This window comes from Streptomyces sedi (genome assembly GCF_006335015.1).
Lineage (GTDB): Bacteria > Actinomycetota > Actinomycetes > Streptomycetales > Streptomycetaceae > Streptomyces > Streptomyces sedi.
On sequence record NZ_VDGT01000011.1, the window covers coordinates 103,479 to 128,342 of the forward strand.

Annotated in this window: 19 protein-coding genes; 10 read left to right on the forward strand and 9 right to left on the reverse strand. The window is 72.3% G+C overall.

Annotated features, from left to right (window positions below; all coding sequences use genetic code 11):
* Positions 1-99 precede the first annotated feature (99 nt).
* Positions 100-744 carry an HAD family hydrolase gene (locus tag FH715_RS16155; RefSeq protein WP_211367666.1) on the forward strand — a complete coding sequence of 215 codons (645 nt, stop codon included), beginning with the start codon at positions 100-102 and terminating at the stop codon, positions 742-744.
* Between the two features lie 34 nt (positions 745-778).
* On the opposite strand, the gene FH715_RS16160 is transcribed toward FH715_RS16155, so the two are convergent.
* Positions 779-1,315: an NUDIX hydrolase gene (locus tag FH715_RS16160; protein ID WP_139645841.1), complete on the reverse strand. Its 537-nt coding sequence runs from the start codon at positions 1,313-1,315 to the stop codon at positions 779-781.
* A gap of 31 nt (positions 1,316-1,346) precedes the next feature.
* Positions 1,347-2,696 (reverse strand): NsdA family TPR-like regulatory protein, encoded by a 1,350-nt coding sequence (locus tag FH715_RS16165; protein WP_139645843.1) that lies wholly within the window; start codon positions 2,694-2,696, stop codon positions 1,347-1,349.
* A 188-nt stretch (positions 2,697-2,884) separates the two neighbouring features.
* On the opposite strand from FH715_RS16165, the gene FH715_RS16170 reads away from it, so the two are divergent.
* Positions 2,885-3,559 (forward strand): hypothetical protein, encoded by a 675-nt coding sequence (locus FH715_RS16170; RefSeq protein ID WP_139645845.1) that lies wholly within the window; start codon positions 2,885-2,887, stop codon positions 3,557-3,559.
* A 78-nt stretch (positions 3,560-3,637) separates the two neighbouring features.
* Here the strand turns inward: FH715_RS16170 and FH715_RS16175 are convergent, their stop codons facing one another.
* On the reverse strand, positions 3,638-5,974 hold the full coding sequence (locus tag FH715_RS16175) for a glycoside hydrolase family 9 protein (RefSeq protein WP_425472724.1): 2,337 nt from the start codon (positions 5,972-5,974) through the stop codon (positions 3,638-3,640).
* Between the two features lie 371 nt (positions 5,975-6,345).
* On the opposite strand from FH715_RS16175, the gene FH715_RS16180 reads away from it, so the two are divergent.
* Positions 6,346-6,693, forward strand: coding sequence for a hypothetical protein (locus FH715_RS16180; protein ID WP_139645847.1), 348 nt, complete (start codon positions 6,346-6,348; stop codon positions 6,691-6,693).
* Positions 6,694-6,791: 98 nt separating this feature from the next.
* Here FH715_RS16180 and FH715_RS16185 read toward each other — a convergent pair whose 3' ends face one another.
* Both FH715_RS16185 and FH715_RS16190 read right to left on the reverse strand, forming a co-directional pair.
* Positions 6,792-8,438 (reverse strand): TlrC/CarA/OleB/SrmB family ABC-F type ribosomal protection protein, encoded by a 1,647-nt coding sequence (locus FH715_RS16185; protein ID WP_139645849.1) that lies wholly within the window; start codon positions 8,436-8,438, stop codon positions 6,792-6,794.
* Positions 8,439-8,579: 141 nt separating this feature from the next.
* On the reverse strand, positions 8,580-8,990 hold the full coding sequence (locus tag FH715_RS16190; RefSeq protein ID WP_139645851.1) for a RidA family protein: 411 nt from the start codon (positions 8,988-8,990) through the stop codon (positions 8,580-8,582).
* A gap of 125 nt (positions 8,991-9,115) precedes the next feature.
* On the opposite strand from FH715_RS16190, the gene FH715_RS16195 reads away from it, so the two are divergent.
* The gene (locus FH715_RS16195; RefSeq protein WP_139645853.1) at positions 9,116-10,189 is read left to right on the forward strand and encodes a Gfo/Idh/MocA family protein; all 1,074 of its coding nucleotides are present in this window, start codon (positions 9,116-9,118) and stop codon (positions 10,187-10,189) included.
* Between the two features lie 67 nt (positions 10,190-10,256).
* On the opposite strand, the gene FH715_RS16200 is transcribed toward FH715_RS16195, so the two are convergent.
* Positions 10,257-11,450 (reverse strand): C40 family peptidase, encoded by a 1,194-nt coding sequence (locus FH715_RS16200; protein ID WP_139645855.1) that lies wholly within the window; start codon positions 11,448-11,450, stop codon positions 10,257-10,259.
* Positions 11,451-12,080: 630 nt separating this feature from the next.
* Positions 12,081-12,749, reverse strand: a complete 669-nt coding sequence (locus tag FH715_RS16205; protein ID WP_139645857.1) for a DUF1707 SHOCT-like domain-containing protein — start codon at positions 12,747-12,749, stop codon at positions 12,081-12,083.
* A gap of 297 nt (positions 12,750-13,046) precedes the next feature.
* On the opposite strand from FH715_RS16205, the gene pcrA reads away from it, so the two are divergent.
* Entirely contained in the window at positions 13,047-15,488 is a 2,442-nt protein-coding gene (gene pcrA, locus FH715_RS16210) for a DNA helicase PcrA (RefSeq protein WP_139645859.1), read from the forward strand.
* A gap of 157 nt (positions 15,489-15,645) precedes the next feature.
* Entirely contained in the window at positions 15,646-16,443 is a 798-nt protein-coding gene (locus FH715_RS28600; RefSeq protein ID WP_211367668.1) for a hypothetical protein, read from the forward strand.
* A gap of 100 nt (positions 16,444-16,543) precedes the next feature.
* On the opposite strand, the gene FH715_RS16220 is transcribed toward FH715_RS28600, so the two are convergent.
* A complete protein-coding gene (locus FH715_RS16220; RefSeq protein WP_246108775.1) occupies positions 16,544-18,262 on the reverse strand; it encodes a M23 family metallopeptidase in 1,719 nt (572 codons plus the stop codon).
* A 358-nt stretch (positions 18,263-18,620) separates the two neighbouring features.
* On the opposite strand from FH715_RS16220, the gene icmB reads away from it, so the two are divergent.
* The 3 genes from icmB to sucD all read left to right on the forward strand — a co-directional run bounded on the left by icmB (position 18,621) and on the right by sucD (position 21,923).
* Entirely contained in the window at positions 18,621-19,028 is a 408-nt protein-coding gene (icmB, locus tag FH715_RS16225) for a coenzyme B12-dependent isobutyryl CoA mutase small subunit (RefSeq protein ID WP_139645861.1), read from the forward strand.
* A gap of 786 nt (positions 19,029-19,814) precedes the next feature.
* Complete coding sequence (gene sucC, locus FH715_RS16235) at positions 19,815-20,990, forward strand: ADP-forming succinate--CoA ligase subunit beta (RefSeq protein ID WP_139645865.1); 1,176 nt, start codon at positions 19,815-19,817, stop codon at positions 20,988-20,990.
* 48 nt (positions 20,991-21,038) lie between these two features.
* Positions 21,039-21,923 (forward strand): succinate--CoA ligase subunit alpha, encoded by an 885-nt coding sequence (gene sucD / locus FH715_RS16240; protein WP_139645867.1) that lies wholly within the window; start codon positions 21,039-21,041, stop codon positions 21,921-21,923.
* Between the two features lie 89 nt (positions 21,924-22,012).
* Here the strand turns inward: sucD and FH715_RS16245 are convergent, their stop codons facing one another.
* Complete coding sequence (locus FH715_RS16245) at positions 22,013-22,735, reverse strand: RNA polymerase sigma factor (protein WP_139645869.1); 723 nt, start codon at positions 22,733-22,735, stop codon at positions 22,013-22,015.
* 74 nt (positions 22,736-22,809) lie between these two features.
* On the opposite strand from FH715_RS16245, the gene FH715_RS16250 reads away from it, so the two are divergent.
* A complete protein-coding gene (locus FH715_RS16250; RefSeq protein ID WP_139645871.1) occupies positions 22,810-24,312 on the forward strand; it encodes a cell division protein PerM in 1,503 nt (500 codons plus the stop codon).
* Positions 24,313-24,864: the final 552 nt, after the last annotated feature.

The following is a 24,864-nucleotide window of genomic DNA, read 5'->3' on the forward strand; positions in this document are numbered from 1 at the left end:
TCGGCTTACGCGAACGGGAGACCGGCATGTCCCCCAGCGTAGGCGCCCCGCGCACGAGCGCTCGGGGGTGGCCTGAGCGTGCGCTCTACGCTGGATGCCGTGATCAAATGTGTGGCGTTCGACATCGGCGAGACCCTGACGTGCGACGACCGGTACTGGGCCTCTTGGGCCGACTGGCTCGACGTGCCGCACCACACACTGTCGGCCCCGGTCGGGGCGGTCGTGGCGCAGGGCCGCGACAACGCGGACGCGCTCCGCCTGCTCCGACCGGACATCGACCTGACCGTCGAGTACGCCGCCCGGGAGCGGGCCGGGCTGGGTGAACTACTGACGGAGAACGACCTCTATCCGGACGTGCGACCGGCGCTGGCCGCGCTGTGTGATCTTGGCGTCCGTGTGGTGGTGGCCGGCAACCAGACTCGGCGCGCGGGAGAGTCGTTGCGTTCGCTGGGCCTGCCCGCGGACGCGGTCGCGGTCTCCGAGGAGTGGGGGACGGCGAAGCCGGACGTCGAGTTCTTCCACCGGGTGACCGACCTGGCCAGGGCTGAGCCCGAGGAAACACTCTACGTGGGTGACCACCCGGCCAACGACGTGTTCCCCGCACGCGAAGCGGGGCTGTTGACGGCCCACCTCCGGCGTGGTCCCTGGGGGCGACTCTGGGCGGACACCCGGGAGGTGCTGGCGGCTGCCGACTGGTCCGTCTCCGGCCTCGGTCAGCTGGCGAGCGTCGTCGCGGGGAAGTGAACGCCCGACCGCGTCAGGGCGACGGCTCGATGTCTCAGTCGCCACCTGCCACCATGGCGTGCAGCATCATCAGCGCGGCGGCGGTGTTGGCCGCACGGATCTGCCCCTTGGCGAGTAGATCCGGCACATCCGCCAGCGGCACCCAGGCGCGCCGCGACGACTCGAAGTCATCCTCCGGAGGCCCCATCTGCTCCGCGCCCTCCGACCAGTACACGTGATGCCGAGCGTCGCTGAGTCCGTTTGACGGCTCGACGGTCAGAAGATGCCGTAGCGGCCCGGCCGGCCGCCACCCCGTCTCCTCCAACATCTCCCGCGCCGCCGCGTCCTCCAACGACTCGCCGTCCTCGACCACGCCGGCCGCGATCTCCCAGCCCCAGGAGTCCGTGATGAACCGGTGCCGCCACAACAGCAGCGCCTCGCCTGCCTCGTTGACCGCCGTCGCCAGCGCGACGGGGCGTTGCCGAATCAGGTAGTGGTCGAGATGACGGCCGTCGGGCAGCTCTACGTCGGCCAAATTCACCCGCAGCCACGGGTTTGAGTACACCGTTCGCTCACCGTGGTTCTTCCACATTCCGTCAACGTCCTCTCGTGATGCGTTCGTGTCACTGGACACTGCCTAGGTCCAGGGGCACCAGAAGCGTCTCGTCGATCAGCTCGACGGCGTCCGCCGCGCTACGCGTCTCGTAGCGCGCCAACGTGGTCCGCACCGAGTTGAGCCGATCCCTGATGCGCTGTGATTCCATCCCCCGCGCCGTCGCCACCAGTTCGGTCGTGGTGGCCGCGGCTCTGTCGATCTCGCCGGCCGCCGCTTCGGTGCGGGCCAGGGTCGCCAGACGGTGAGCCCGCCCCCGCGTGTGGGCCAACGAATGTACGGCCTCCTCCGCGTACACCTGTGCCGGGGCGGTGTCGCCCAGGCTCATCAACGCCTCTGCCAGGTGGGCCTCCACCAGGCCGGGTTGCACGTAGCCTGTCTCCTCCGGCTCCTGGTCGATCCTGATGTGACCGGCCGCGCGCTCCGCGAGCCCCATGCAGCGGTGGGCGGCTGACTCGTCACCCATGCGTGCGAACGCCTTGGCCTGCATGGCGTGGAGGTCCGCCGCAAGCGCGGGGGAGATATGTGCGCCGGCAGCGCGGACGCCGGCTTCCGCGAAGGCCACTGCTTGCCGAAAGTCCTTCATGTACACGGCCTGGTTGACCAACAGCACGATTACGTAGCCGCCGAACCGTCGGTCGCCGGAGGCCTTCGCCAGCCGTAGGGCCTGGTGGAAGTATCGCTGCGCGATGGCCTGTTGATCAGAGTCGTAGGAACAGATCCCCGCCACGGCGACCAGGCTTCCGACCGCTCGGAAGAGTTCCCGCCCGACGGGGTCGCAGTAGGCGCCCCGCAACATCGGTGCAGCTTCTCTGGTCAGGAAACGGAGAATTCTGCCTCGCGTCGCCATCCCGCCGACGCGACGGTACATCTGTTCGTAATGGGAACGCGCTACGCCGAGAACGGCGATGTCATCGGGGCCGACACGAACGGTGCCCTGGCGCGAGACATCCACGTCGTGTGGCGGGTTCTCCCACTCCCAGACCGGAGCCACCGCCTCCATTCCCGTGACCACGCCCAGTTCACTGAGACGCATTCTTCCGTCCGAGTGCCAGAAGGCCGTGGCGCGGTCCAAAAACCCAGGCAGCGTCGGGCCGGTCGCGCGCGTGGATGCGAGCGGACCAAACCCGGCGGCGTCCAGGGAGACCGGGCGGCCGAGCCGGTCGGTGAGCACGGAGCAGATGATGTCCGGGACCTCGCCCCGCGGTTTCTGACCTCGTATCCACCGAAGGACGGACGTGTTGTCGTACCGAAGCGAGAGGCCTCGCGGTCTCCCCGCCTCGTTCACTCGGGTGGCCAGGCCCACATGGGACACACCGGCCTCATCAAGGAGTGCCGCCAGAAGCGTGTTCGGTTCCACGGGGGGAGTGTAGTGAACCGGCATTCACACACTGTGTGTTGAGTGTGCCTCCGATGACCTGCTTCACACACTCCCGGCCTGCCCCGCCCCACGGCACTCTGATCGCGACCCGCATTCCCGAAAGCCTCATGGACGTGGGCGGTAAGAACCATTCCCCGTCCACGTCAGGCGGAAAGGCAGGAAAACCCGTGCCAGATCTACTCGTTCCGGAATCCGTCGCGACGTGGGGACCACGTCGCGTTCCCGTTCCCTACGCCGCTCACTGGACCGGCGAGAAGGTCACCGCCTCGCGGGTGGTCTCACGGGTCGACGGCGCCGGAATCCGATACGTCGACGAGACGGCCGCCGACCGCGACGCCTTCGGCGTGCTGTGGGGCCGGCTCGCCAACGCCCCCGGCGCCGGACGCCCCGACTTCCGCAGCCTGCACCCCGCACGCCAACGCCACACTCAGGCCGAACGGTTGTGCCAGGTCTGCGCCAAGCCCGCCAGCCACAACCGCGACGGCTGGCTCTTCCTCGTGAACGAAGACGAAGCGAGTCACGACGCAGGCGGTCAGCACACCACCCACGACGGCACCCTCACCACCAAACCGCCGGTCTGTCTGCCCTGTGCACGGCTGGCCGTTCAGCACTGTCCCCACCTCACCCACCCTCTCGGCGTTCGCGCCCGCCGCCCGAGGATCTGGGGCGTCTTCGGGACCTTCTACACCCCCACGCCCGAGGGGCGTCTCCGCCCTCACCACGATCACCACCTGCCATACGGTCATCGTGCCCTCGCCTGGTTCCTCGCTTCCCAGCTCGTCACCGAACTCAAGCGTTGCACCACCGTCGACCTCACCGCCGAGTTCCGCGCACTGAGTTGAACGGCTCTGCCCGCGCGCCGACCCCACCGGCCGCCCGCCCCCCGCCCGGGGGGCCGGGCGAGGGGCGGGCGGGGGCGGTCAGTCGGTGGTGGGGGTGCCGCCGGCGAGGTCGTCCGTGTAGGAGGCGATCCAGGCCAGGGGCGCGTTCCAGTTGATGGTGATCTCGTTGGTCGAGTAGGACTCGATGTCGTCGACGTAGCACATCGCGGGGGCGCATCCCTGGAGCAGGTCCTCGGCGACCGGGTCCTCAAGGGAGCTGTTGGGGCCGCCCGCCACCGAGCCGGGGGCCGGGTTCGGCAGGTCGGGGTCCAGCTGGTTGGCCCAGAAGCGGTGGTGCTGGTTGTGGGCGTCGCGCTCGCCGTGGCCCGTCACGTAGGAGAGGTTCAGCGGGTTGCGCCCCAGCAGGTAGTCCAGCCCGGTCAGCACCGCGTCCCGGTAGGCGCTCTCGCCCGTCAGGTCGTGGGCCGTGGCCAGCACCACCATGTTGTTGAGCACCTGCGAGTTGGAGCCCCAGACATAGCTGTCGGCGCCCAGCGGCACGCCGTACGCCTGCTCGCCGGCCAGCGCGACCAGCCCGTCGGCCGCCTCGGCGACCGTGGCCCGCGCCGCCGCCAGCTCGTCCTCGTCCAGCGCGTTGGGAACGGTCGCCAGCGAGAGTCCGCCGAGCGCCGCCGTCTCACCCCAGGAGAAGCCGCCGGGCGGGAAGACGCCCTCGACGTCGCCGTGCAGCTCGGAGCCGAGCACCGCTTCCCGGTAGGTGTCCTCGCCGGTGGTGACGAACAGCTCGGCCGCCGCCCAGTAGAACTCGTCCGTCAGCTTCGCGTCGCTGTAGGCGCCGCCGCCGACGCCGTCGTTCGGGTCGGCCAGCAGTTCGGGGTTGGCCACCGCCGCCGCGTACGACGACTCGGCCGCCGCCAGCAGCTGGTCGGCGAAGTCCGCGTCGTACTCGGCGAAGAGCCGCGCGCCCTGCGCGGCGGAGGCGGCCACGTTCAACGTCGCGGCCGTCGAGACCGGGTGCAGCTCACGCGGCTGGTCGTCCTCGTGGGGCAGCGTCGGCAGCGCGGTCCACGCCGCGTCGTGCAGCTTGTGGTGCGCGAGACCCGCCTGCTCCTCGCCCTCGGGGACCCGCATCGACAGCAGGAACTCCAGCTGCCAGCGCGCCTCGTCGAGGATGTCCGGCACCCCGTTGCCCTGCTCGGGAACGGCCAGCGCGCCGTCGCCCAGCGGCTCGCCGTCGGCGCCCTCGGTGGTCAGGGTCCGCTCGTAGGAGGAGAGCAGCTGCGCCACCGAGATGCCGCCGTTGACCACGTACTTGCCGTGGTCGCCCGCGTCGTACCAGCCGCCGGCCGCGTCCAGGGTGTAGTCACAGGCGTCCTGCCAGCAGGTCACGCCGTCGTCGCCCTGGTTGGGCGCCTCGCCCACGTGTCCCGCCGGGCGCGCGTACTCCTCGCCGACCAGCTCGGCGTCGATCTCGATGCCGCTGCGGTTGTGGTAGAAGTACGCCAGCGCGTCGGTGCGCAGCGTCGAGTAGAGGTCGTCGCCGATGGCGAACGGTTCGCTGGTCTCCTCGCCGACGGTCACCGTGTAGCCCTCGCCCGGCGTGGTGAACTCGCCGAAGTCGAAGGCGTGCACGTTCTCCTCGGACGACGGGTCCACGCCCAGCGGGGTGGTGGTGCCGGTCGCGACCTCGGTGCCGGAGTCGTCGGCGAGGGACCAGGGCAGCGCCTCGGTCGACTCGGTGACCAGGGTGCCCTGCTTGGGGCCTTCGGTGAGATAGCCGACCTGGTTGACGCGGACCGGCGAACCGGTGTCCGGCTCGTACACCGGCGGCTCGGCGCCGCCGGTCAGCGAGATGTCGTCCAGGCAGAGGGTGAACGCCTCGTCCCGGCCGCCCACCTGGAAGACCAGCTGCGCCGCCTCGTGGTCGGCGCCGGCGGTGAAGACATGGGTGAAGGTGGTCGCCTCCTCGCCGATCCGGTCGGCGGCGGCCAGCTCGGCCGCGTAGGGCTCCTCCGCCTGCTGCACGTTGGTGCGGCTGACGACGGTGGCGGTGGCGGTGGCGGTGTAACTCAGCTCGTAGGACTCGCCGGCGGTCAGCGGCAGGTCGTCCTGGCCGATGATCGCGTCCCAGGGGTTGGTGGTGCCGCCCGGTATGTCGGCGCACAGCTGGCCTTCGACGACCTCGCCCGGGTTGTCGGCGGTCCACCACCAGGGGGCGGTGGTGCCGTCGGCGAAGTCGCCGTTGACTATCAGCTCGGGGCCCTCGGCCGACGCGGGGCCCTCGGCCGCGCCGGCCTGGGGCAGCGTCAGCGCGCCGGCGATCAGGCCGGCGCCGAGTGCGGCGCCCAGCAGGCGTCGGCCCCGCGTGGCGCGGGGATGCCGCCGGGGGGCGGCGGGGGAAGGACGTGGGGTCACGGCTCGTTCCTTCGACGGAGCGGATGGGGTTCGCTGCGCTGTTCTGTCGACGGTGTCCCTGGCCTGTGGGAGCGCTCCCAAGTGTCGGGTTATCGTCGAACGAGTGGCAGGAACCCGTCAACCCCCGTGCCGTGGTTCGCGGGTGTCGGTGCGCCCGGAAGCCCGCCGGCCGGGGAGGGCGCGGTGCTCACTAGGCCGTCTCGTTTGGATCTTCGCGGGGGCGCGACGCCAGCTACGGCACCTCGCTGCGTTACCGAATCGCGCGAATACGGCCAAGTATGAGCTGCGATCCGGCGCCTTGCGATGCACCGCATCTGACGCCGCGCCCTGCTCCACGAAGATCCAAACGAGACGACCTAGACTCCCGTGGCATGGGAGTAGCCATCGATCTGGTCCTCGCGCTGCACATCATCGGCATCGCCGCGCTGCTCGGCGGGGTGCTCGCGCAGGTGAGGGCGCTCGGCGCGGGTGACGCCGTCGTGACGCCCGGGATGCTGCACGGGGCCGCGACCATGCTGGTCACGGGGATGGTCCTGGTCGGGCTCAACCAGGCCGACGACCAGGAGGTCGACAACACCAAGATCGCCGTCAAGCTGGCGGTGCTGGTGGTGATCTCCGTGCTGGTCTATCTCAACCGCGGTGAGAAGGTGTCGTCCGCGATCATGGGGGCCATCGGTCTGCTCACGGTGGCCAACATCGTGATCGCCACCGTCTGGTAAAGCGTGATCGCCGCCGTCTGGTAAAGCGTGGTCGCCACCATCTGGTAAACCGTGGTCGCCGCCGTCTGGTGACCGGTCGGAAGGCGGCCCCGGGGGCCCTACCCCTCCTCGATCCGCCCCTCGCGCACCGACAGCTGGCGCCCGGTGAAGCGGGCGCGCATACGACGGTCGTGGGTCACGACGACCAGCGTGCCGTGGTAGTCGTCGAGGGCGGTCTCCAGGTCCTCGACCAGCGCGGGGGAGAGGTGGTTGGTCGGCTCGTCGAGCAGCAGCACGTCCACCGGCTCGGTGACCAGCCGCGCCAGCTCGATGCGCCGCCGCTGGCCGTAGGACAGCTCCCCGACGCGCAGGCTCAGTTCGGACAGCTCGAAGAGGCCGAGCGAGAGCAGGATGTGGATCTGCTCGTCCAGGTCGCCGACGTTCTCCCTGCCGTGGGCGAAGGCGCGCAGCACGCTGTACCGCTCCGGCCAGGGCGTCTCGCGCTGCCGAAGGTGGCCGACGCGGCCCGGCACGGTGACGGTGCCCGACTCGGGCGCCAGCTCGCCGGCGATCAGCCGCAGCAGCGTCGACTTGCCGGCGCCGTTGGGCCCGGTGACCAGGACGCGTTCGTCGTGCCTCAGCCGCAGCGCCCCCACGGTCAGCCGGCCGGGGACCCGCACCTTGCGCAGCGCGACCGCCGGCCCCTCGTGCGTGGCGCCGGTCTCCTCGACGCGGCCGGTGAACCGCAGCGGCTCGGGCGGCGGCGCCACCGGGTCGGCCGTCAGCCGCTCCACCCGTTCCCGCGCGTTGCGGATGCGACTGGCCGCGCCGTGCTCGCGCCCGCGTTGGCGGAACGCGCCGTGGCCGAAGGCGGCCATCGGCGCCTTGCGGGGGATGGCGTCCAGCCGGTCGACGTTCGCGTCGGCGATCCGCTCGTTGCGCGCCAACTCCTCGCGCCACTCCTCGAAACGCTGGAGGCGGCGGCGCCGCTCGGCGGCCTTGGCGCGCAGATAGCCGGCGTAGCCGTCGCCGTGCCGGGTGACGGTGCCGGCCTCGACCTCCAGCACGGTGGTGGTGAGCCGTTCGAGGAAGACCCGGTCGTGGGTGACGGCGACCACCGTGCCCCGGTGGGCGCGGAGTTGCTCCTCCAGCCAGCCCACGGCCTGGTCGTCGAGGTCGTTGGTGGGCTCGTCGAGCAGCAGCAGCTCGGGGGCGGCGGCGAGGGTGGCGGCCAGGGCGAGCCGGGAGCGCTCCCCGCCGGAGAGGGTGCCGATCAGGCGGTCGCGTTCCAGCCCGGGCAGGCCGAGGGCGTGCAGCGCGATGTCGACCTTGGCCTCCGCCTGGTAGCCGTCGCGGGCCTCGTAACGTTCCACCAGAGCCGCGTAGTTGGCCATCGCGGCGGTCAGCTCGGGCCCCTCGCGGGTCTCCATCGCGCGCTCGGCGCGGCGGATGCGCTCCTCCAGCTGGCGCAGGTCGGCGAGCGCCAGGTCGATGGCCTCCTGGACGCTGGCCCGCGGCGGCAGGGCGAGGGTCTGCGGGAGATAGCCGAGGCCGCCGGGCGCGGAGACGGTCAACTCGCCCTGGTCGGGCCGCTCGAACCCGGCGGCCAGCCGCAGCAGGGTGGACTTGCCCGCGCCGTTGTCCCCGATCACGCCGACCTTCTCGCCGGGGCCGACGGCGAGGGTGACCCGGTGGAGCACCGTCTTGCCGTCATACCGCTTGGTGATGTCACGCAGGGTGAGTTGCGACGTGGTGGCGAAGGACACGGGTCTCCCCGGGGAGTGAGGGGCGGGCGCGGGGGCGTGCGCGAGATGAGCCGCGCGCCGGGGGCTCAGGAAGATCGCGTCACGGCAGCGTAGACGGAGCGCCCCGGGACTGGCAACGGTCACGGAACGTAACCCGCGGGCTCATTCGTCGAGCAGCGCCGCGACCGCCTCGATCTCCACCAGCTGGTCGTCGTAGCCGAGCACGGTCACCCCGAACAGGGTGCTCGGCACGTCGTGGTCGCCGAAGGCGTCCCGCACCACCTCCCAGGCGGCCACCAGGTCGGCCTGGTCGGAACTGGCCACCAGCACCCGGGTGTTGAGCACGTCGGTCAGGGTGGCGCCGGCCTCGGCGAGCGCGGTGCGCAGATTGGCGACGGCCACGGCCGCCTGGCCGGCGTAGTCGCCGACGGCGGCGGTGGAACCGTCGGCGTTCAACGGGCAGGCGCCGGCGAGAAAGACGAGCCGCGCCTCGGCGGGCGCGGTGGCGGCGTAGGCGTACTCCGCGACATCGGAGAGCGCGGCGGAACGGATCAGGGTCACGGCCTTCGGCACGGTGGCGCCTTTCGGGGACGGTTTCACGGGGCGTTGGTGCGCGTGCGTGATCGTCGCACGCCGGCGTCCGCGCCGGCGCGCAAATTCGGTTGCCGCCGCGCGGCGGATGGGCTGGGGTGGCGGCCATGAGAGTCGGAGTGGTCGGTCTGGGCATGGGTCTGCATCTGGCGCTGTGGTGCCGGCGGGTGGGGATCGAGGTGGGGATGGTCTGCGACCGGGACCCGGCGCGGCTGTCGGCCGCGCGGGACCAGATCCCGGAGGCGGCCGGCACGGACGACTGGCGCGCGCTGCTCGACGCCGGCCTCGACGGGGTGGTGCTGGCCAACGACTTCGACGCCCACGCCCCGCTCGCCATCGCCTTCCTGGAACGCGGCGTCGCCGTGCTCTCGGAGACCGCCGCCTGCGTGGACGAGGACGAGGGGCGGCGGCTGATCGCGGCGGCCGAGGCGTCGAGCGCCAGCTACTCGTTCGCCGAGAACTACCCGCTGATGCCCGGCACCCGACTGCTGAGGGAGGCCGTCGAGGCCGGCGAGTTGGGGCGACTCCAACTGGTCGAGGCCGACTACCTGCACGGACTCTCCCCGGACGCGCTCGCCGAGCTGACCGGCGACCCCGACCACTGGCGGGGCCGCATCGCCCCGACCGCCTACTGCACCCACACCCTCTCGCCGATCCTGTCCCTCACCGGCGCCTGGCCGGTCGAGGTCTCCGCGTTCCCCGTCGACGAGGGCGACGCGACGACGGCGGTGGTACTCGTGGTCCGGCTCTCCAGCGGCACGTTGGCCGTCAGCCGCTTCTGCTTCCTCCAGGGCGAGCCGGACGGCCACTGGAGCGCGGTGACGCTGCGCGGCACCCACGCGATGGCCGAGTCGGTGCGCGCCCAGGGCGAGCGCGCCTGGTCGGTGCGGGTCCGCCGCGAGGCGTGGGCGACCGAGGAGGGCACCGCCGCGCACGAGGAGGAACGCGTGCCCCCGCGTGTGCTCCTCGACGGCACGGAGGTGGAACGCGAACGGGAGGCCACCGTGCTGCTGCTCCAGGGCTGGCGGGACACCGTGGAACGGGGACGTCCCCCGCTGGTGCCCGTGCGGCAGGCCGTCGCCGCCTCGCTGGTCGGCGTCGCGGGCGCGCGCTCCCTGCGCGAGGGCTCACGGCCGGTCCCGGTCACCGACGTCAGCGCGGGAGCGCCCGCCGCCGGCTGACAGGATGCCCGGCTGAACGGATCCCCGGCTGAACGGGCGTGCGCCGCCCGCCCGTTCAGCCGTGCGGTCAGGCCGGGCGGACGGCGCTGTGCCAGGGCATGTTGTCGATCGACTCGAACTTGATCACGTCGTTCGGCTTCGGCGCGTGGATCATCTGGCCGTCGCCGACATAGAGCCCGACGTGGCTGATGTCGTCGTAGAAGAAGATCAGGTCACCCGGCTGTATCTGGTCGCGCGGGATGGTCGTCCCGATGTTGACCTGGTCCCAGGTGACCCGGGGTATCTCCACACCGGCCGCGCGCCAGGCGGCCTGGGTGAGCCCGGAGCAGTCGTAGCTGTTCGGGCCGGTGGCGCCCCACACGTAGGGCTTGCCCAACTCGCCCTCGGCGAAGGCGATCGCGGCCTCGGCGGCGGTGGCGTAGTCGCCCGAGTCCGGCGGGGTCTCCGGCTGTTGCTGCTCCTGCTCCTGCTCCTCCCGCTCCTGCCGCTCGCGTTCCTCCTGCTCGCGCCGCTCCTGCTCCTGCCGGGCCTCCTCGGCGCGGCGGGCGGCCTCCTCCTCTTCGAGGCGCTCCAACTCCTCCAGCTCGGCCTGCTCCTCCTCGTCGAGCTGGTCGAGCAGGCTCCGCGCCTCCGCGAGCCGGTCCTGGACCGCCTGCTTCTGCGACTGGAGCTCCCGCTCCCGCTCCTCCAGCTCGGCCAACGCCTCGGTGGCGGCGTCCCGTTCCTCGTCGGCGGCCTGCTCGCGCTCGGAGAAACGGTCCAACGCGTGCTGCTGGAGGCTGGTCAGCCGGTCCAGCGTGTAGCCGATGTCGAAGAAGCTCTTCGGATCGTCGGCGAGCAGCATCGCCGCGGCGTCCGGCAGCCCGCCGGTGCCCGCGCGGTACTGGGCGGCGGCCATGGCGCCCAGCGTCTGCCGGGCCTCGTTCACCTGCTCGGTGGCGGCGTCCGCGGCGGCCAACGCGTCGTCGACCTGGCCCTGTTGGGCGTCCACGTTCTCCTGGGACGCGTTGTAGTGCTGGGTGGCGACGCCCGCCTCGTGGTACAGCGCGTCGACCTGCTCCCGCACCTCGCGGGCACGCTCGGCGGCCGAGGTGGCGCGGTCGCGCTGCTCCTCGATGCCCTGTTGCTCGTCGTCGTCGGCGAAGGCCGGCTGACCGAACAGCGTCGCGGACGCGAGGGCACAGGCGCCGACGCCGATGGCTCCACGGCGGGCGGACGGGGACTCCAGGATGCCGCCGCGCGGCTTGCGGTGAGTACCCAAGGCCGGTGTGTCTCCAATCCCTGGCCGATCGTGGGCTGCTGGCGGCCGGGGCCGCGGCGAGGGAGATCTGTCCCCACGAACGGGGGCGGCCCGTGCCGCCGGGTGCGGCGTCAGGGGAGCGAGCCACCTGCCGCCGCACGCTAGTCACTGCGCGGGGCTCTTGGGAAGGCTGATGCGCGATATGACCGAAACCAAGTTGTGATCTTTGCCTCGTGATTGTTCTCGACCGGTGGCCTTGCCGGCCGGGGGAGGGGTGTCGTCTGCGGCTTGGTGTTGGGTTGCTCGCGCAGTTCCCCGCGCCCCTGGTGTGGGCTGGCGTGGTCGGTCGGGTGCGGGTTGGGCTTCGGCAGGTGGCGGCCTGTTTGGGGGCGCGGGGAACTGCGCGGTGCATGTGTGGCGGGGGTGAGACGACTACGGTCCGCACCGGTGAGGTGGGTTGTCGTCTGCGGCTGGGTGTTGGGTTGCTCGCGCAGTTCCCCGCGCCCCTGCACTCGCGGCGGGCTTGGGGGCGCGGGGAACTGCGCGAATGCTGGGTGGCGGGGGCTGGTCGACTACGGTCCGCACCGGTGAGGCGGGTGGTCGTCCTCGCCCCGGTGGGGCCCCGCGCCCCAGGATGTGGTGGGCGTCCGGTCAGGAGGACGAGAGGCGGCGGCGTTCCCAGCGGTTGGGGTGGCGCACCGTCGTGCCGGCCATGCCGCACGTGCCGGTGAGCCACAGCGTCGGCGCGCCCTCCGGCGCCTCGTCCGAGGTGCGGTCGCGCAGCCCGCCGATCGCCGGGTCGACGCCCGTGGTGTCCACCCGCCAGCCGTCCGGCACGATGAGGGTGACGCCTCCCATGTCGCCGTGTACCTCCACCTCCGTCTCACCCAACGGAAGCCGCGTGCGGGTGAAGTCCAACTTGGCCCCGCCCAGCCCCGCCTTCACCACGATCTTCGGCGGCACCAGCCAGCGGCCCACCCGTTCCACGCCGTGCAGCCCGCCCTTGAGCAGCAGCGGTTCCCCGCTGTCCGGTGGGGGCTGCGGGCCCATGGGCGGCGGCTGGCGCAGGTGCGGGCCCGGCAGGTCGGCGGTCAACGGGGCCAGTTCGCCGTAGGTCTTCGCGGAGAACGCCGCCTCCAGCCGTTCCTCCAGCTCCTCCAGGTCCAGCCGTCCGTCGCCCGCGGCCTCCCGCAGGCGTTCGGCCACCGCCTCCCGGTCCGAGTGCGAGGCGCGCAACGCCGCCCGCGGGTCGGCCGTTTGGTGCCCGCCGAGCGTCGGCGCGGCGTTCTCCGTTCCCCGCGGGTCTCCCCGCAGGTCCATCCCCCCTGTGTCCCCGGGCTGGCTCACGGATGTCATGCGCGCGTTCCCCTCCTGTGCGCTGATCCCGCCTGACGGCGGGGGCGGCCCGGCGGCGCCGGAGCCTGCTCCCTCAACGTAGCCGCGCCCGCCGCCCGCGTCGCCTCCGCCGGCACGATCTCGGGGCCCTCTCCGGGCAAACTCCGGGCTGACCCGGGGAGGACGCCGACCCGCCCCCGAACGCGCCCCCGGGAGCGGGCGGACCGGGAGCGGGCGGACCGGGCTTCCGTTGTCAGTGGGGGCATCTAGACTCGGTGGGCGATGAGCGGCCTCTTCGACGACCAAGCCCTGGCGGACCTCGACCCCACCCCGGACGAGGGGCCGCCCCCCGAGCCCGAGGACGCGCACGGCGCCGATCCCGAGGGCATCCCCGACGACCTGTTCGCCGGCACCTTCGCCGAGCCCAGGGCCGCCGAGGAGGACGCCTACTACCGCAACGGCGCGCGCAAGCCGCTCGACCCCGCCGCCCTGCTGGACGGGCTCAACGAGCAGCAGCGCGCCGCCGTCACCCACAGCGGGGGGCCGCTGCTGATCGTGGCGGGCGCCGGCTCGGGCAAGACCCGGGTGCTGACCCACCGCATCGCCCATCTGCTGTCGGCGCGCGGCGCGCACCCGGGGCAGATCCTCGCGATCACGTTCACCAACAAGGCCGCCGGCGAGATGCGCGAGCGGGTCGCCGAGCTGGTCGGCCCGCGCGCCCAGGCGATGTGGGTGATGACGTTCCACAGCGCCTGCGTCCGCATCCTGCGCAGGGAGAGCCGCCAGCTCGGCTTCACCTCCAGCTTCTCGATCTACGACGCGGCCGACTCCAAGCGCCTCATGGCCCTGGTCTGCCGGGACCTGGAGCTGGACCCCAAGCGCTTCCCGCCCAAGTCGTTCAGCGCCAAGGTGTCCAACCTGAAGAACGAGCTGATCGACCCGGAGGACTTCGCCGCCCGGGCGACCGACGGCTTCGAGAAGACGCTCTCCGAGGCGTACACGATGTACCAGGCGCGGCTGCGCGAGGCCAACGCGCTGGACTTCGACGACATCATCATGACCACCGTCCATCTGCTCCAGGCGTTCCCCGACGTCGCCGAGCACTACCGCCGCCGCTTCCGGCACCTCCTGGTCGACGAGTACCAGGACACCAACATCGCCCAGTACACCCTGATCAGGGAGCTGGTCGGCGAGCAGGGCGGCCCGCTGGAGCCGGCGGAGCTGTGCGTGGTGGGCGACGCCGACCAGTCGATCTACGCGTTCCGCGGCGCCACGATCCGCAACATCCTCCAGTTCGAGCAGGACTTCCCGCAGGCCGCGACGTTGCTGCTGGAGCAGAACTACCGCTCCACGGAGACCATTCTCTCCGCGGCCAACGCGGTGATCGCGCGGAACGAGGACCGCCGCCCCAAGCGCCTGTGGACGGACTCCGGTGGCGGCGCCCGGATCACCGGGTATGTCGCCGACACCGAGCACGACGAGGCGCAGTTCGTCGCGGACGAGATCGACCGGCTGACGGACGCGGGCGACGCCAGGCCGGGCGAGGTCGCGATCTTCTACCGCACCAACGCCCAGTCCCGGATCTTCGAGGAGGTCTTCATCCGGGTCGGCCTGCCGTACAAGGTCGTCGGCGGCGTCCGCTTCTACGAGCGGCGGGAGGTCCGCGACGTCCTGGCCTATCTGCGGGTCCTGGCCAACCCGGAGGACACGGTGCCGCTGCGCCGCATCCTCAACGTCCCCAAGCGCGGCATCGGCGACCGCGCCGAGGCGATGATCGAGGCCCTCGCGCTGCGCGAGCGGATCTCGTTCGCCCAGGCGCTGCGCCGCGTCGACGAGGCGTACGGGATGGCGGCGCGCTCGGCGAACGCGGTCCGGAAGTTCAACGTGCTGCTGGAGGAGCTGCGCACGGTCGTCGAGTCCGGCGCGGGCCCGGCCACGGTGCTGGAGGCGGTGCTGGAGCGCACGGGCTATCTCGCGGAGTTGCAGTCCTCCACCGACCCGCAGGACGAGACCCGCGTGGAGAACCTCCAGGAGCTGGCCGCCGTCGCCCTGGAGTTCGAGCAGGAGCGTGCCAACGCGGAGGACGCGTCGCCCGGCACGCTGGCCGACTTCCTGGAGCGGGTGGCGCTGGTCGCGGACTCCGACGAGATCCCCGACGAGGAGGACGAGGGCGGCGTGATCACGTTGATGACGCTGCACACCGCGAAGGGCCTGGAGTTTCCCGTGGTCTTCCTGACCGGCATGGAGGACGGGGTCTTCCCGCACATGCGGTCGCTGGGCAAGACCAAGGAGCTGGAGGAGGAGCGCCGGCTGGCGTATGTGGGGATCACCCGCGCCAGGCAGCGGCTGTATCTGACGCGTTCGGTGCTGCGCAGCGCGTGGGGGCAGCCGCAGCACAACCCGCCCTCCCGGTTCCTGGAGGAGGTGCCCGAGGAGTTCCTGGACTGGCGGCGCACCGGCCCGACGGTGAGGGCGCCGGAGCCGAAGGCGCCGGTGGCCGCCCGGCGCGGCGGCGGCGCGGCCGGCGGGTTCGCCACCGGCCGGAAGTCGGACCGCCCCGTGGTGTCGCTGGCGCCGGGGGACCGGGTGACGCACGACACGTTCGGGATGGGGCGGGTCGTCGCCGTGCAGGGCGAGGGCGACCGGGCCGAGGCCAGCATCGACTTCGGCGGGGAGAAGCCCAAGCGGCTGCTGCTGCGGTACGCGCCGGTGGAGAAACTCTGACCTGCGGCGCCTGACTCTGTCGCCGTCCTGTCACAGACCGGGGAAAGGGGTTGTGGCCGGGCAAGCCGGGCGGTGGGATGACCCTTGTACGTTTGGCGCCCCGTGCACACACCGCTCTCGCGGGGCTCGCTTTTCTTCTCTTCCTCAGGGGGAACCCATGAGCCAGCCCTGGCAGCAAGGTCCGCAGGGCGGGTACGGAGGCCAGCAGCCGCCGCCGCAACAGCCCCCGGGCCCGGCGCCCTACGGGCAGCAGCCGGGTTACGGGTATCCGCAACAGCAGCCGCAGCCGCCGCAGCAGCCCGGGTACGGCTATCCGCAGCCGCCGCAGCAGGGCTACGGCCAGCCGCCGCAGCCCGGTTACGGGCAGCCGCCGCAGCCCGGGTACGGCGGCCAGCCGCCCTACCCGCACCCCCCGCAGCAGCCCGGGCCCTACGGCGGTCCGCCCGGCGGTTTCCCGCCGCCCCCGCCGCCCGGCGGCGGTGTGAACAACCCGCTGCTGGCGCTGCTCGCGGCGCTCGGCGCCACGCTGATCGCCAGCATCGTGTACGCGATGATCTACAAGGAGTCCATCGACGAGCAGACCGGCGAGGCGAGCCAGTACCCGTGGCTCTTCCTGCTGGTCGGCGCGTTGGTCGCCGTCGGCCCCGCGTTTCTGTCCCGGCGCAACTACGCGGTCTGGGGCGCCGCCGCCGCGTTGGCGCTGGTCGCCGCCGTCGTGGGCGAGTTGTACGGCATCGCGCTGTTCCTCGCGGAGAGCATGTCCGAGTTGGACAGTGACCTGGCGGCGGCCAACGGTGTCGAGGTCAAGAACGCGGTGGAGATCTTCTTCCAGGACTTCGGCGACCTCTGGGACCTCTGGACGGAGGTCATGGAGGCGGACAACTACCTGATGCTCGTACTGGCCCCGGTCAGCGCCGTCGGCCTGTGCGCCTCGATCGACAAGAAGCGCCGCTGACGGCGACGGCGACCACACACGGCGGAGGCGCCGGTCCCTGAGGGGGCCGGCGCCTCCGCCGTGTGTCGGGTGCGGAGCCGTGTGCCGGGCTCGGTCGGGCCTATGTGGGTTCGAGGCCCTGGTTGCGCAGCCAGGTCAACGGGTCGATCGGCGAGCCGCCGCCGGGCCTGACCTCGAAGTGCAGATGGGGACCCGTGGAGGTGCCGGAGCTGCCGGAGTAGGCGATCACGGTGCCCGCCTGGACGGAGCCGGAGTAGAAGACCGTGGACTGGAGGTGCGCGTACCAGGTCTCGGTGCCGTCGGGCGCCGTCAGGATCATCATGTTGCCGTAGCTGGGGTGCGACTGGGTGGTGATCACGCCGTCGGTCGCGGCCAGCACGGGGGTCCCGAAGCCCACCGGGAAGTCGATCCCGGTGTGGGTGGACATCCAGTTGACGCCGGCCTGGCCGTAGTAGGCGCTGAGTCCCCGCTGTTCGACCGGCAGGAAGAACTTCTGCCGCGCCGCCTCGACGCGCGCGGCCTCCTCCTCCGCCGCCTGTTCCTCGGCCTCGATCTGCGCGGCGAGATCCATCCGGCCCTGGGTGCGGCTGGCGCGGTCGGCGTAGTCGTCGGCCGCCCGCGTGAGGCTCTGGAGCTGGGTGTCGAACTGCTCGTTGGCGGCGATCTCCTCCACCTCGGAGGGATCGGGGGCCGCGACGGGCGGCGGCTCGCCGGGGTCGGACGAGTTGGTGACGGTCGCCGCGGTGGCCGCCGCCGTGACGCCGAGCACCGCGAGGGACGGTGCCGCGACGCTCAGCAGCGCGGAGCGGCGGGACTTCGGGCAGCGCCGCCGCCCCCGGTCGAGCGGCTTGCCGGCGGCGGGGCGGGGGGCGAGGGTTCGTTCACCGTCGGCCGGCACCGTCGCCCCGTCGTCGGCCGTGTCCGTGTCCGCGTCCGCGTCCTCGCACGAGGAGTCGTTCCACACGCCGACCGCCGGCTGCGCGCCGGTCTCGTCGGCGGCACGTTCGAAGGTGGCGGTCTCCATCGCGGCGAACGCGTCCGGCTCGATCGCCCAGCCGCCGGAGGGGGTCGAGTCCTGGGCGCTCCAGTCGCTCCACTCGCTCCGCACGGCCTCGAACTGGCCGGTGTCGAACCGCGGCGTCTCGAACTGCCCGGTGTCGTGGGGCTGGGCCTGATGTCGGTATGCGTCGTCGGCGTACGTGCCGTCGGCGTAGGTGCTGTCGGCGTACGCGCCGTTGCCGTACGCGTCCCCGGCGTAGGTGCCGTACCCGTCGACGTGGGAGTCGCCGCCGTACGAGTCCGTCCCGTACTGCTCGGCGAACGGGGCGAACTGCCCGTGCTCCCCGGCCTGTTCGCCCGTCAGTACCGCGGTCGCCTGCTGCGGGTAACCGCCGTACTCGGCCTGCTGGCTCTGTTGTTCGGGGGAGTAGGAGGGGAAGTCGCGCTGCTGGTAGGCGGGGTCCTGGTAGCCGTCGGTCTGATACCCGTCGGCCTGGTAGCCGTTGGTCGGGTAGCCGTGGCCCGCCGTGCCGGAGGGGTCGGCGCCCCAGGCGGTGCCCGCGCCGCTCGTGTCGTATCCCGCGCCCTCGTATCCGGCGCCGTAGCCGCCGTACGCCTGCCCGTAGCCGTACCCCTGGTCCTGTCCGGCCGACGTGCCGAACGTGCCCTGATGGCCCGTCATCTCGCCCATGCCCTGGGCGGTCGCGTAGTGCCCCGCGTAGCTGTCCTGGGGGCTCTCACCGAAGCCGGGGGAGGGAAAGGATCCGAGGCCGGAGTAGTCCAACTGGTCGGGGTCTCCCGACAACAGACGATCGCTCACCGACCATGCCTTTCGGCTCGACAACAGGAGCTGGGGTGGGGACCCGGCGGCTGCTGGTCGGTGACTGTACCCGGGGGTACGCGAGCCCCACAATCTTCGGCCGGTTGTTCTTGGGTTTCCAGACATGAGGAAACGGGCAATCACCCGCCTTTCGACGGAGGGGCCATGGAGACCGCACTATTTGTTCGAATAGAGTTCGAATTTCAGGGGGGTTTAACGGCGCCCGTCGGCCGTTCCCGAGGGGTTTTTTCGGCCGAGGTCACCCGCCGCTGACGGGCGGGGGCCCGGTGCGCGATGCTGTGGTTAACGTTCGTTCGCGTCCGCCTCGGTCGGTGGCGTGTTCCTTGGGAGGCAGTCGATGGGTGAGTCAGGACCGATCAGGGTCGTCGTGGCCAAGCCGGGTCTCGACGGGCACGACCGTGGCATCAAGCTGATCGCCCGGGCGCTGAGGGACGCGGGGATGGAGGTCATCTACACCGGGCTGCACCAGACCCCGGAGCAGATCGTGGCGACGGCGATCCAGGAGGACGCGGACGCCATCGGCCTCTCCATCCTCTCGGGGGCCCACAACACGCTGTTCTCCCGCGTGTTGGAGCTGCTGCGTGAGCAGGAGGCGGGCGACATCACGGTCTTCGGCGGGGGGATCATCCCCGAGGACGACATCCCGCCGCTGAAGGAGCAGGGGGTGGCGGCGATCTTCACCCCCGGTGCGCCGACGGGGGAGGTCGTGGAGTGGGTCCGTTCCCACGTACGCGCGGGCCTGTAGCGGCCCTTTCGCGGCGGGGTCCCCCGACTACCGGCCTTGCCGGCCGGGGGTGGGGTGTCGTCTGCGGCTTGGTGGTCGGTTGCTCGCGCGCTGTTCCGCCGGCGGGCGTTGGCGGTCGTCCTCGCCCCGGTGGTCGGTTGCTCGCGCAGTTCCCCGCGCCCCTGGGTGGGGTGGGCGTGGTCGGTCAGGTGCGGGTTCACGTTCGGCAGGTGGCGGCGGGCTTGGGGGCGCGGGGAACTGCGCGGTGCATTGGTGGCGGGGGTTGGTCGACTACGGACCTTGCCGGTCTGGGTGGGTGGTCGTCCTCGGCCCGGTGGTCGGTTGCTTGCGCAGTTCCCCGCGCCCCTGGGTGGGGTGGGCGTGGTCGGTCAGGTGCGGGTTCACGCTCGGCAGGTGACGGCGGGCTTGGGGGCGCGGGGAACGGCGCGGTGCATTCGTGGCGGGGGTTGGTCGACTACGGAGCTTCGTGGCCGGGTGGGTTGTCGTCCGCGCCCCGGTGATGGGTTGCTCGCGCCGTTCCCCGCGCCCCTGTCACGCCGGCTACCGTGTCGCGCCGGCAAGGCGGGCCGCGCCGGCAAGGCGGGCCGCTCCGGCGGGGGGTTTGTGACGGGTCTCACCGCTCAGGGGCGACCCGGGGTCCGGAACGCCCACAGCGCACCGATACGCTCGACTTCGGACATGCCGCGTGCGCTCGCTCGCACTGATCGCCTCGCATCGCGGCCACGCGGCACGCCCACGTCGAGAACGAACCGCGAGATTCACTGACGACTGAGGACGGACGCGAGCGTGGACCTGTTCGAGTACCAGGCGAGGGACCTCTTCGCCAAGCATGGCGTGCCGGTGCTGGCCGGCGAAGTCATCGACACGCCGGAGGCGGCGCGTGAGGTGACCGAGCGGCTTGGCGGTCGCGCGGTCGTCAAGGCGCAGGTGAAGACCGGTGGTCGAGGGAAGGCCGGCGGCGTCAAGCTCGCCTCCGACCCGGCGGACGCCGTGGAGAAGGCCGGGGCCATCCTCGGCATGGACATCAAGGGCCACACGGTGCACCGCGTGATGCTGGCCCAGACCGCGGACATCGCGGACGAGTACTACGTCTCGTTCCTGCTGGACCGCACCAACCGCACCTTCCTGGCGATGGCCTCCGTCGAGGGCGGCATGGACATCGAGGAGGTGGCCGCCACCAAGCCGGAGGCGCTGGCCCGCATCCCCGTGGACGCCGTGGACGGCGTGGGCGTGGAGAAGGCGCGTGAGATCGTCGCCGCCGCCAACTTCCCCGCCGAGGTGGCCGAGCAGGTCGCCGACGTGCTGGTGAAGCTGTGGGGGGTCTTCGTCAACGAGGACGCCCTGCTGGTCGAGGTCAACCCGCTGGTGAAGACCGGCGACGGGCGGATCATCGCGCTGGACGGCAAGGTGTCGCTGGACGGCAACGCCGAGTTCCGCCAGCCCGACCACGCCGCGCTGGAGGACCGCGACGCGACCAACCCGCTGGAGGCGGCGGCCAAGGAGCGCGGCCTCAACTACGTGAAGCTGGACGACGGCAACGTCGGCATCATCGGCAACGGTGCCGGCCTGGTGATGAGCACCCTCGACGTGGTCGCCTACGCGGGCGAGAAGCACGGCGGGGCGAAGCCGGCCAACTTCCTGGACATCGGCGGCGGCGCCTCCGCCGAGGTGATGGCCAACGGCCTGGAGATCATCCTGGGCGACCCGGACGTCAAGTCCGTCTTCGTGAACGTCTTCGGTGGCATCACCGCCTGCGACGCCGTCGCCAACGGCATCGTGCAGGCCCTGGAGCTGCTGCGCGGCAAGGGCGAGGACGTCAGCAAGCCCCTGGTGGTGCGGCTCGACGGCAACAACGCCGAGCTGGGGCGCAAGATCCTGACCGACGCCAACCACCCGCTGGTGGAGCAGGTCGACACCATGGACGGCGCGGCCGACAGGGCCGCGGAGCTGGCCGCCAAGTAACGCCCCCGATCGGGACAGACGAGAACAGAGGACAGCGAGACTCACACCATGGCTATCTTCCTCACCAAGGAGAGCAAGGTCATCGTCCAGGGGATGACCGGCTCCGAGGGCCAGAAGCACACCCGGCGGATGCTGGCCGCCGGCACCAACATCGTCGGCGGCGTCAACCCGCGCAAGGCCGGCACCAGCGTCGACTTCGACGGCAACGAGGTCCCCGTCTTCGGCGGCGTGAAGGAGGCCATCGAGGCCACCGGCGCCGACGTGACCGTGATCTTCGTGCCGGAGAAGTTCACCAAGTCCGCCGTGATCGAGGCGATCGACGCCGAGATCCCGCTGGCCGTGGTGATCACCGAGGGCATCGCGGTGCACGACACCGCCGCGTTCTGGTCCTACGCGGGCCAGAAGGGCAACAAGACGCGCATCGTCGGTCCGAACTGCCCCGGCCTGATCACCCCCGGGCAGTCCAACGCGGGCATCATCCCGGCGGACATCACCAAGCCCGGCTGCATCGGGCTGGTCTCCAAGTCCGGCACGCTGACGTACCAGATGATGTACGAGCTGCGGGACATCGGCTTCAGCTCGTGCGTGGGCATCGGCGGTGACCCGATCATCGGCACCACGCACATCGACGCGCTCGCCGCGTTCGAGGCGGACCCGGAGACCGACCTGATCGTGATGATCGGCGAGATCGGCGGCGACGCCGAGGAGCGCGCGGCCGACTTCATCAAGGAGAACGTCACCAAGCCGGTCGTCGGCTATGTGGCGGGCTTCACCGCGCCCGAGGGCAAGACGATGGGCCACGCGGGCGCCATCGTCTCCGGCTCGTCCGGCACCGCCCAGGCGAAGAAGGAGGCCCTGGAGGCCGCCGGCGTCAAGGTCGGGAAGACCCCGTCCGAGACCGCCCTGCTGGCGCGCGAGCTGCTGGCCGGCTGAGGACCCTTTCTCCCCGCTGGGGGCGCCCATCGGCCACGGCCGACCGGGCGCCCCCTCGGCGTTTCCGGGGTGGCCCGCCGGGCCGGTCGTCACTGGAGCGCGGCCAGCACCCCCGAGCCGGCCAGGGCGACGGCGGTGCCGGCGAAGAGCACGGCCGAGCCGCGCACGATCCTGCGGGTGGTGCGTTCGCTGGCCCGCAGGGCCTCGGCGGCCGGCGGCGGTGGGGCGCCCGGCCCGGTCCGTGCGGCGCGGCGCAGCGCCTCGCCCGGGTCGGCGACTTCCGGTAGCCGTTCGGCGAGCGCGGCCCTGGCGTGCCGCAGCCGGCCGGCGGTCGCCGCCGTGCTGGCCTCGCACTCGGTGGCCACCGCCGCCTGCTTCATCCCGAGGCCGTCGGCGAGCAGCAGCGTCCGCCGGTAGGCGGGCGGCAGCGTCAGCAGCGCGGTGGTCAGCACGCCGTCGTCGTCCGCCGGCACCACCGGATCGAGCCAACGGTCGGGAACGTAACGGTGCCAGGGCGCGAGCGCGTGCTCGTGACATCTGGCGCGCACCCAGCCGGCCGGGTCCTGGTCCGTGGCCACCTCGGGCCAGGACTCCCACGCCAGCCGGAAGGCGCGGGCGACCGCGCGGCGCGCCACCGCGTGGTCACCGCAGAGCAGCAGCGCCTGCCGCAGCAGTGGCGGGGCGTGCCGCTCGTAGAGCGCGGCGAACGCGTCGCGGGCGTCGGGCGCCGGCGCGGCGGCGTCGCGGTCCGGTCTCCGGGGGCGGCCACGACCTCGACGATGACGGTGAGGATTATCCTTAAAACGGGTCATATGGGGATGGTGGCCGACACTGCGACGAAAACCCATTACCGGGACACTTCGGGTGTTGTTGGGAGCATGGCCCGGTGCGACACCTCACTCAGCTGGCCCTGCGGCGGATCGCTCCTCCCGGCCGCACCCAGGGCCGGTGGTTCTTCGAAGGAATGCTCGCGGCCGGCCTCGGCCTCGGCGGCCTCGCCGTCCTGGTCCTGCTGTTCTGGGTGCTCTCCCCCTACCCGGACCAGGGCGCGACCGGAGCGCTACGGATCGCCGCCGACCTGTGGCTGCTCGCCCACGGCTGCGAACTGGTCCGCCACGACACGCTCTACGGCGGCACCGCCCCCGTCGGCCTCACCCCGCTGCTGCTGGCGGCGTTCCCCGTCTGGCTGCTGCACCGCGCGGTCCGCGTCACCCTGCGGCCCGACCCCCAGGACGCCGAGTGGGCCGCGGCGCCGGGGGAGGCGTTCGCCGTCGCCCGGTGGATCTGCGCCGGCTACCTGCTCACCGGCGCCGCCGCCACGGCCTTCGCCACACCGGCCGACCTCGCACCGGGGCTCCTGTCGACCGCGCTCCAACTGCCGCTCTTCGCCGCGCTGGTGACCGTGGTCTCGGCGTGGACGCTCAGCGGGGTCTCGCCCTGGACACCGCCCGCCGGCTGGCGCGCCACCCGCTGGGCGGAGTCGTTCACCGCCGAACGGCTGGCCGGCGCCGGCCGGGCCGCGCTCGGCGGGGCAGCCGCCTGCTGCGGCGTCGGCGCGCTGCTGGCGGCCGGGGCGCTGCTGCTCCACGCGTCGTCCGCGCAGGGGACGCTGGTCGCGCTGAGCGGCGACTGGTCGGGGCGGCTCGCCGTGCTGCTGCTCGGCTGCGCGCTGGCGCCCAACGCGGCCGTCTGGGGCGCCGCCTACGGCCTCGGGCCCGGCTTCACGCTGGGCGGCGGCAGCGTTCTCTCTCCGCTGGCGGTCAGCGGGGACCCGGTGCCGCCGCCGTTCCCGCTGCTCGCCGGGCTGCCCCACGGCACGCCCGACGGGGCGCTGCTGTGGTGCACGGCGGCCGTCCCGCTGGCCGGCATCCTCGTGACGGCGGGGCTGGTCGCGCGGTGGGCCGTCCCCGTCCCCGGTGAACGCGGCACCGCCGCCGGCTGGTGGGGAACGGCACTGACGGCGCTGCTCGCGGCGGCCGGCGCCGGGCTGCTGCTCGGCTGGCTAGGGACGCTCTCCGGGGGGCCGCTTGGCGCCGGGGAACTGGCCCAGTTCGGCCCGCACGGCTGGCTGACCGGGGCGGTCGCGGCGGGGTGGGCGCTGGTGGCGCTGCCGGTGGCGTGGGGGTTCCGGCTGCTCCGGCTCCACCAGCCGCGGCTGGTGCTGGCCGAGCTGCTGGGCCGCGAACGGCCTGGAGAACGGAAGCCGGCGCCGCGGAAGCCGCGGCTTTCGCGGCGGGGTGGGGAGCGGCGCCAGCGCCGGCGCTGGCGCCGGCGGCGGCGGGCTGAGCCGGTGCCCGAGTGGCACGCGACGGACGCGCGGCTGACGCGCTGGTCGGCGCTGCGTAAGAACTCCGGCGAGTTGGTCTCCCGCATGGACGACCACGGGTAGGGCGTGGCCCGGGTGGGTTGCTCGCGCAGTTCCCCGCGCCCCTGGGTGTGGTGGGCGTGGTCGGTCGGCTGCGGGTTCACGTTCGGCAGGTGGCGGCCTGTCTGGGGGCGCGGGGAACTGCGCGGTGCATGGGTGGCGGGGGTTGGTCGACTACTGACCTTGCCGGTCTGGGTGGGTTGTCGTCCTCGGCCCGGTGTGTGGTTGCTCGCGCAGTTCCCCGCGCCCCTGGGTGTGGTGGGCGTGGTCGGTCGGCTGCGGGTTCACGTTCGGCAGGTGGCGGCCTGTTTGGGGGCGCGGGGAACTGCGCGAATGCTGGGTGGCGGGGGTTGGTCGACTACTGACCTTGCCGGTCTGGGTGGGTTGTCGTCCTCGGCCCGGTGTCCGGTTGCTCGCGCAGTTCCCCGCGCCCCTGGGTGTGGTGGGCGTGGTCGGTCGGCTGCGGGTTCACGTTCGGCAGGTGGCGGCCTGTCTGGGGGCGCGGGGAACTGCGCGGTGCATTCGTGGCGGGGGGCAGACGACCACGGTGCCGCACCGGCAAGGTGGGTTGTCGGC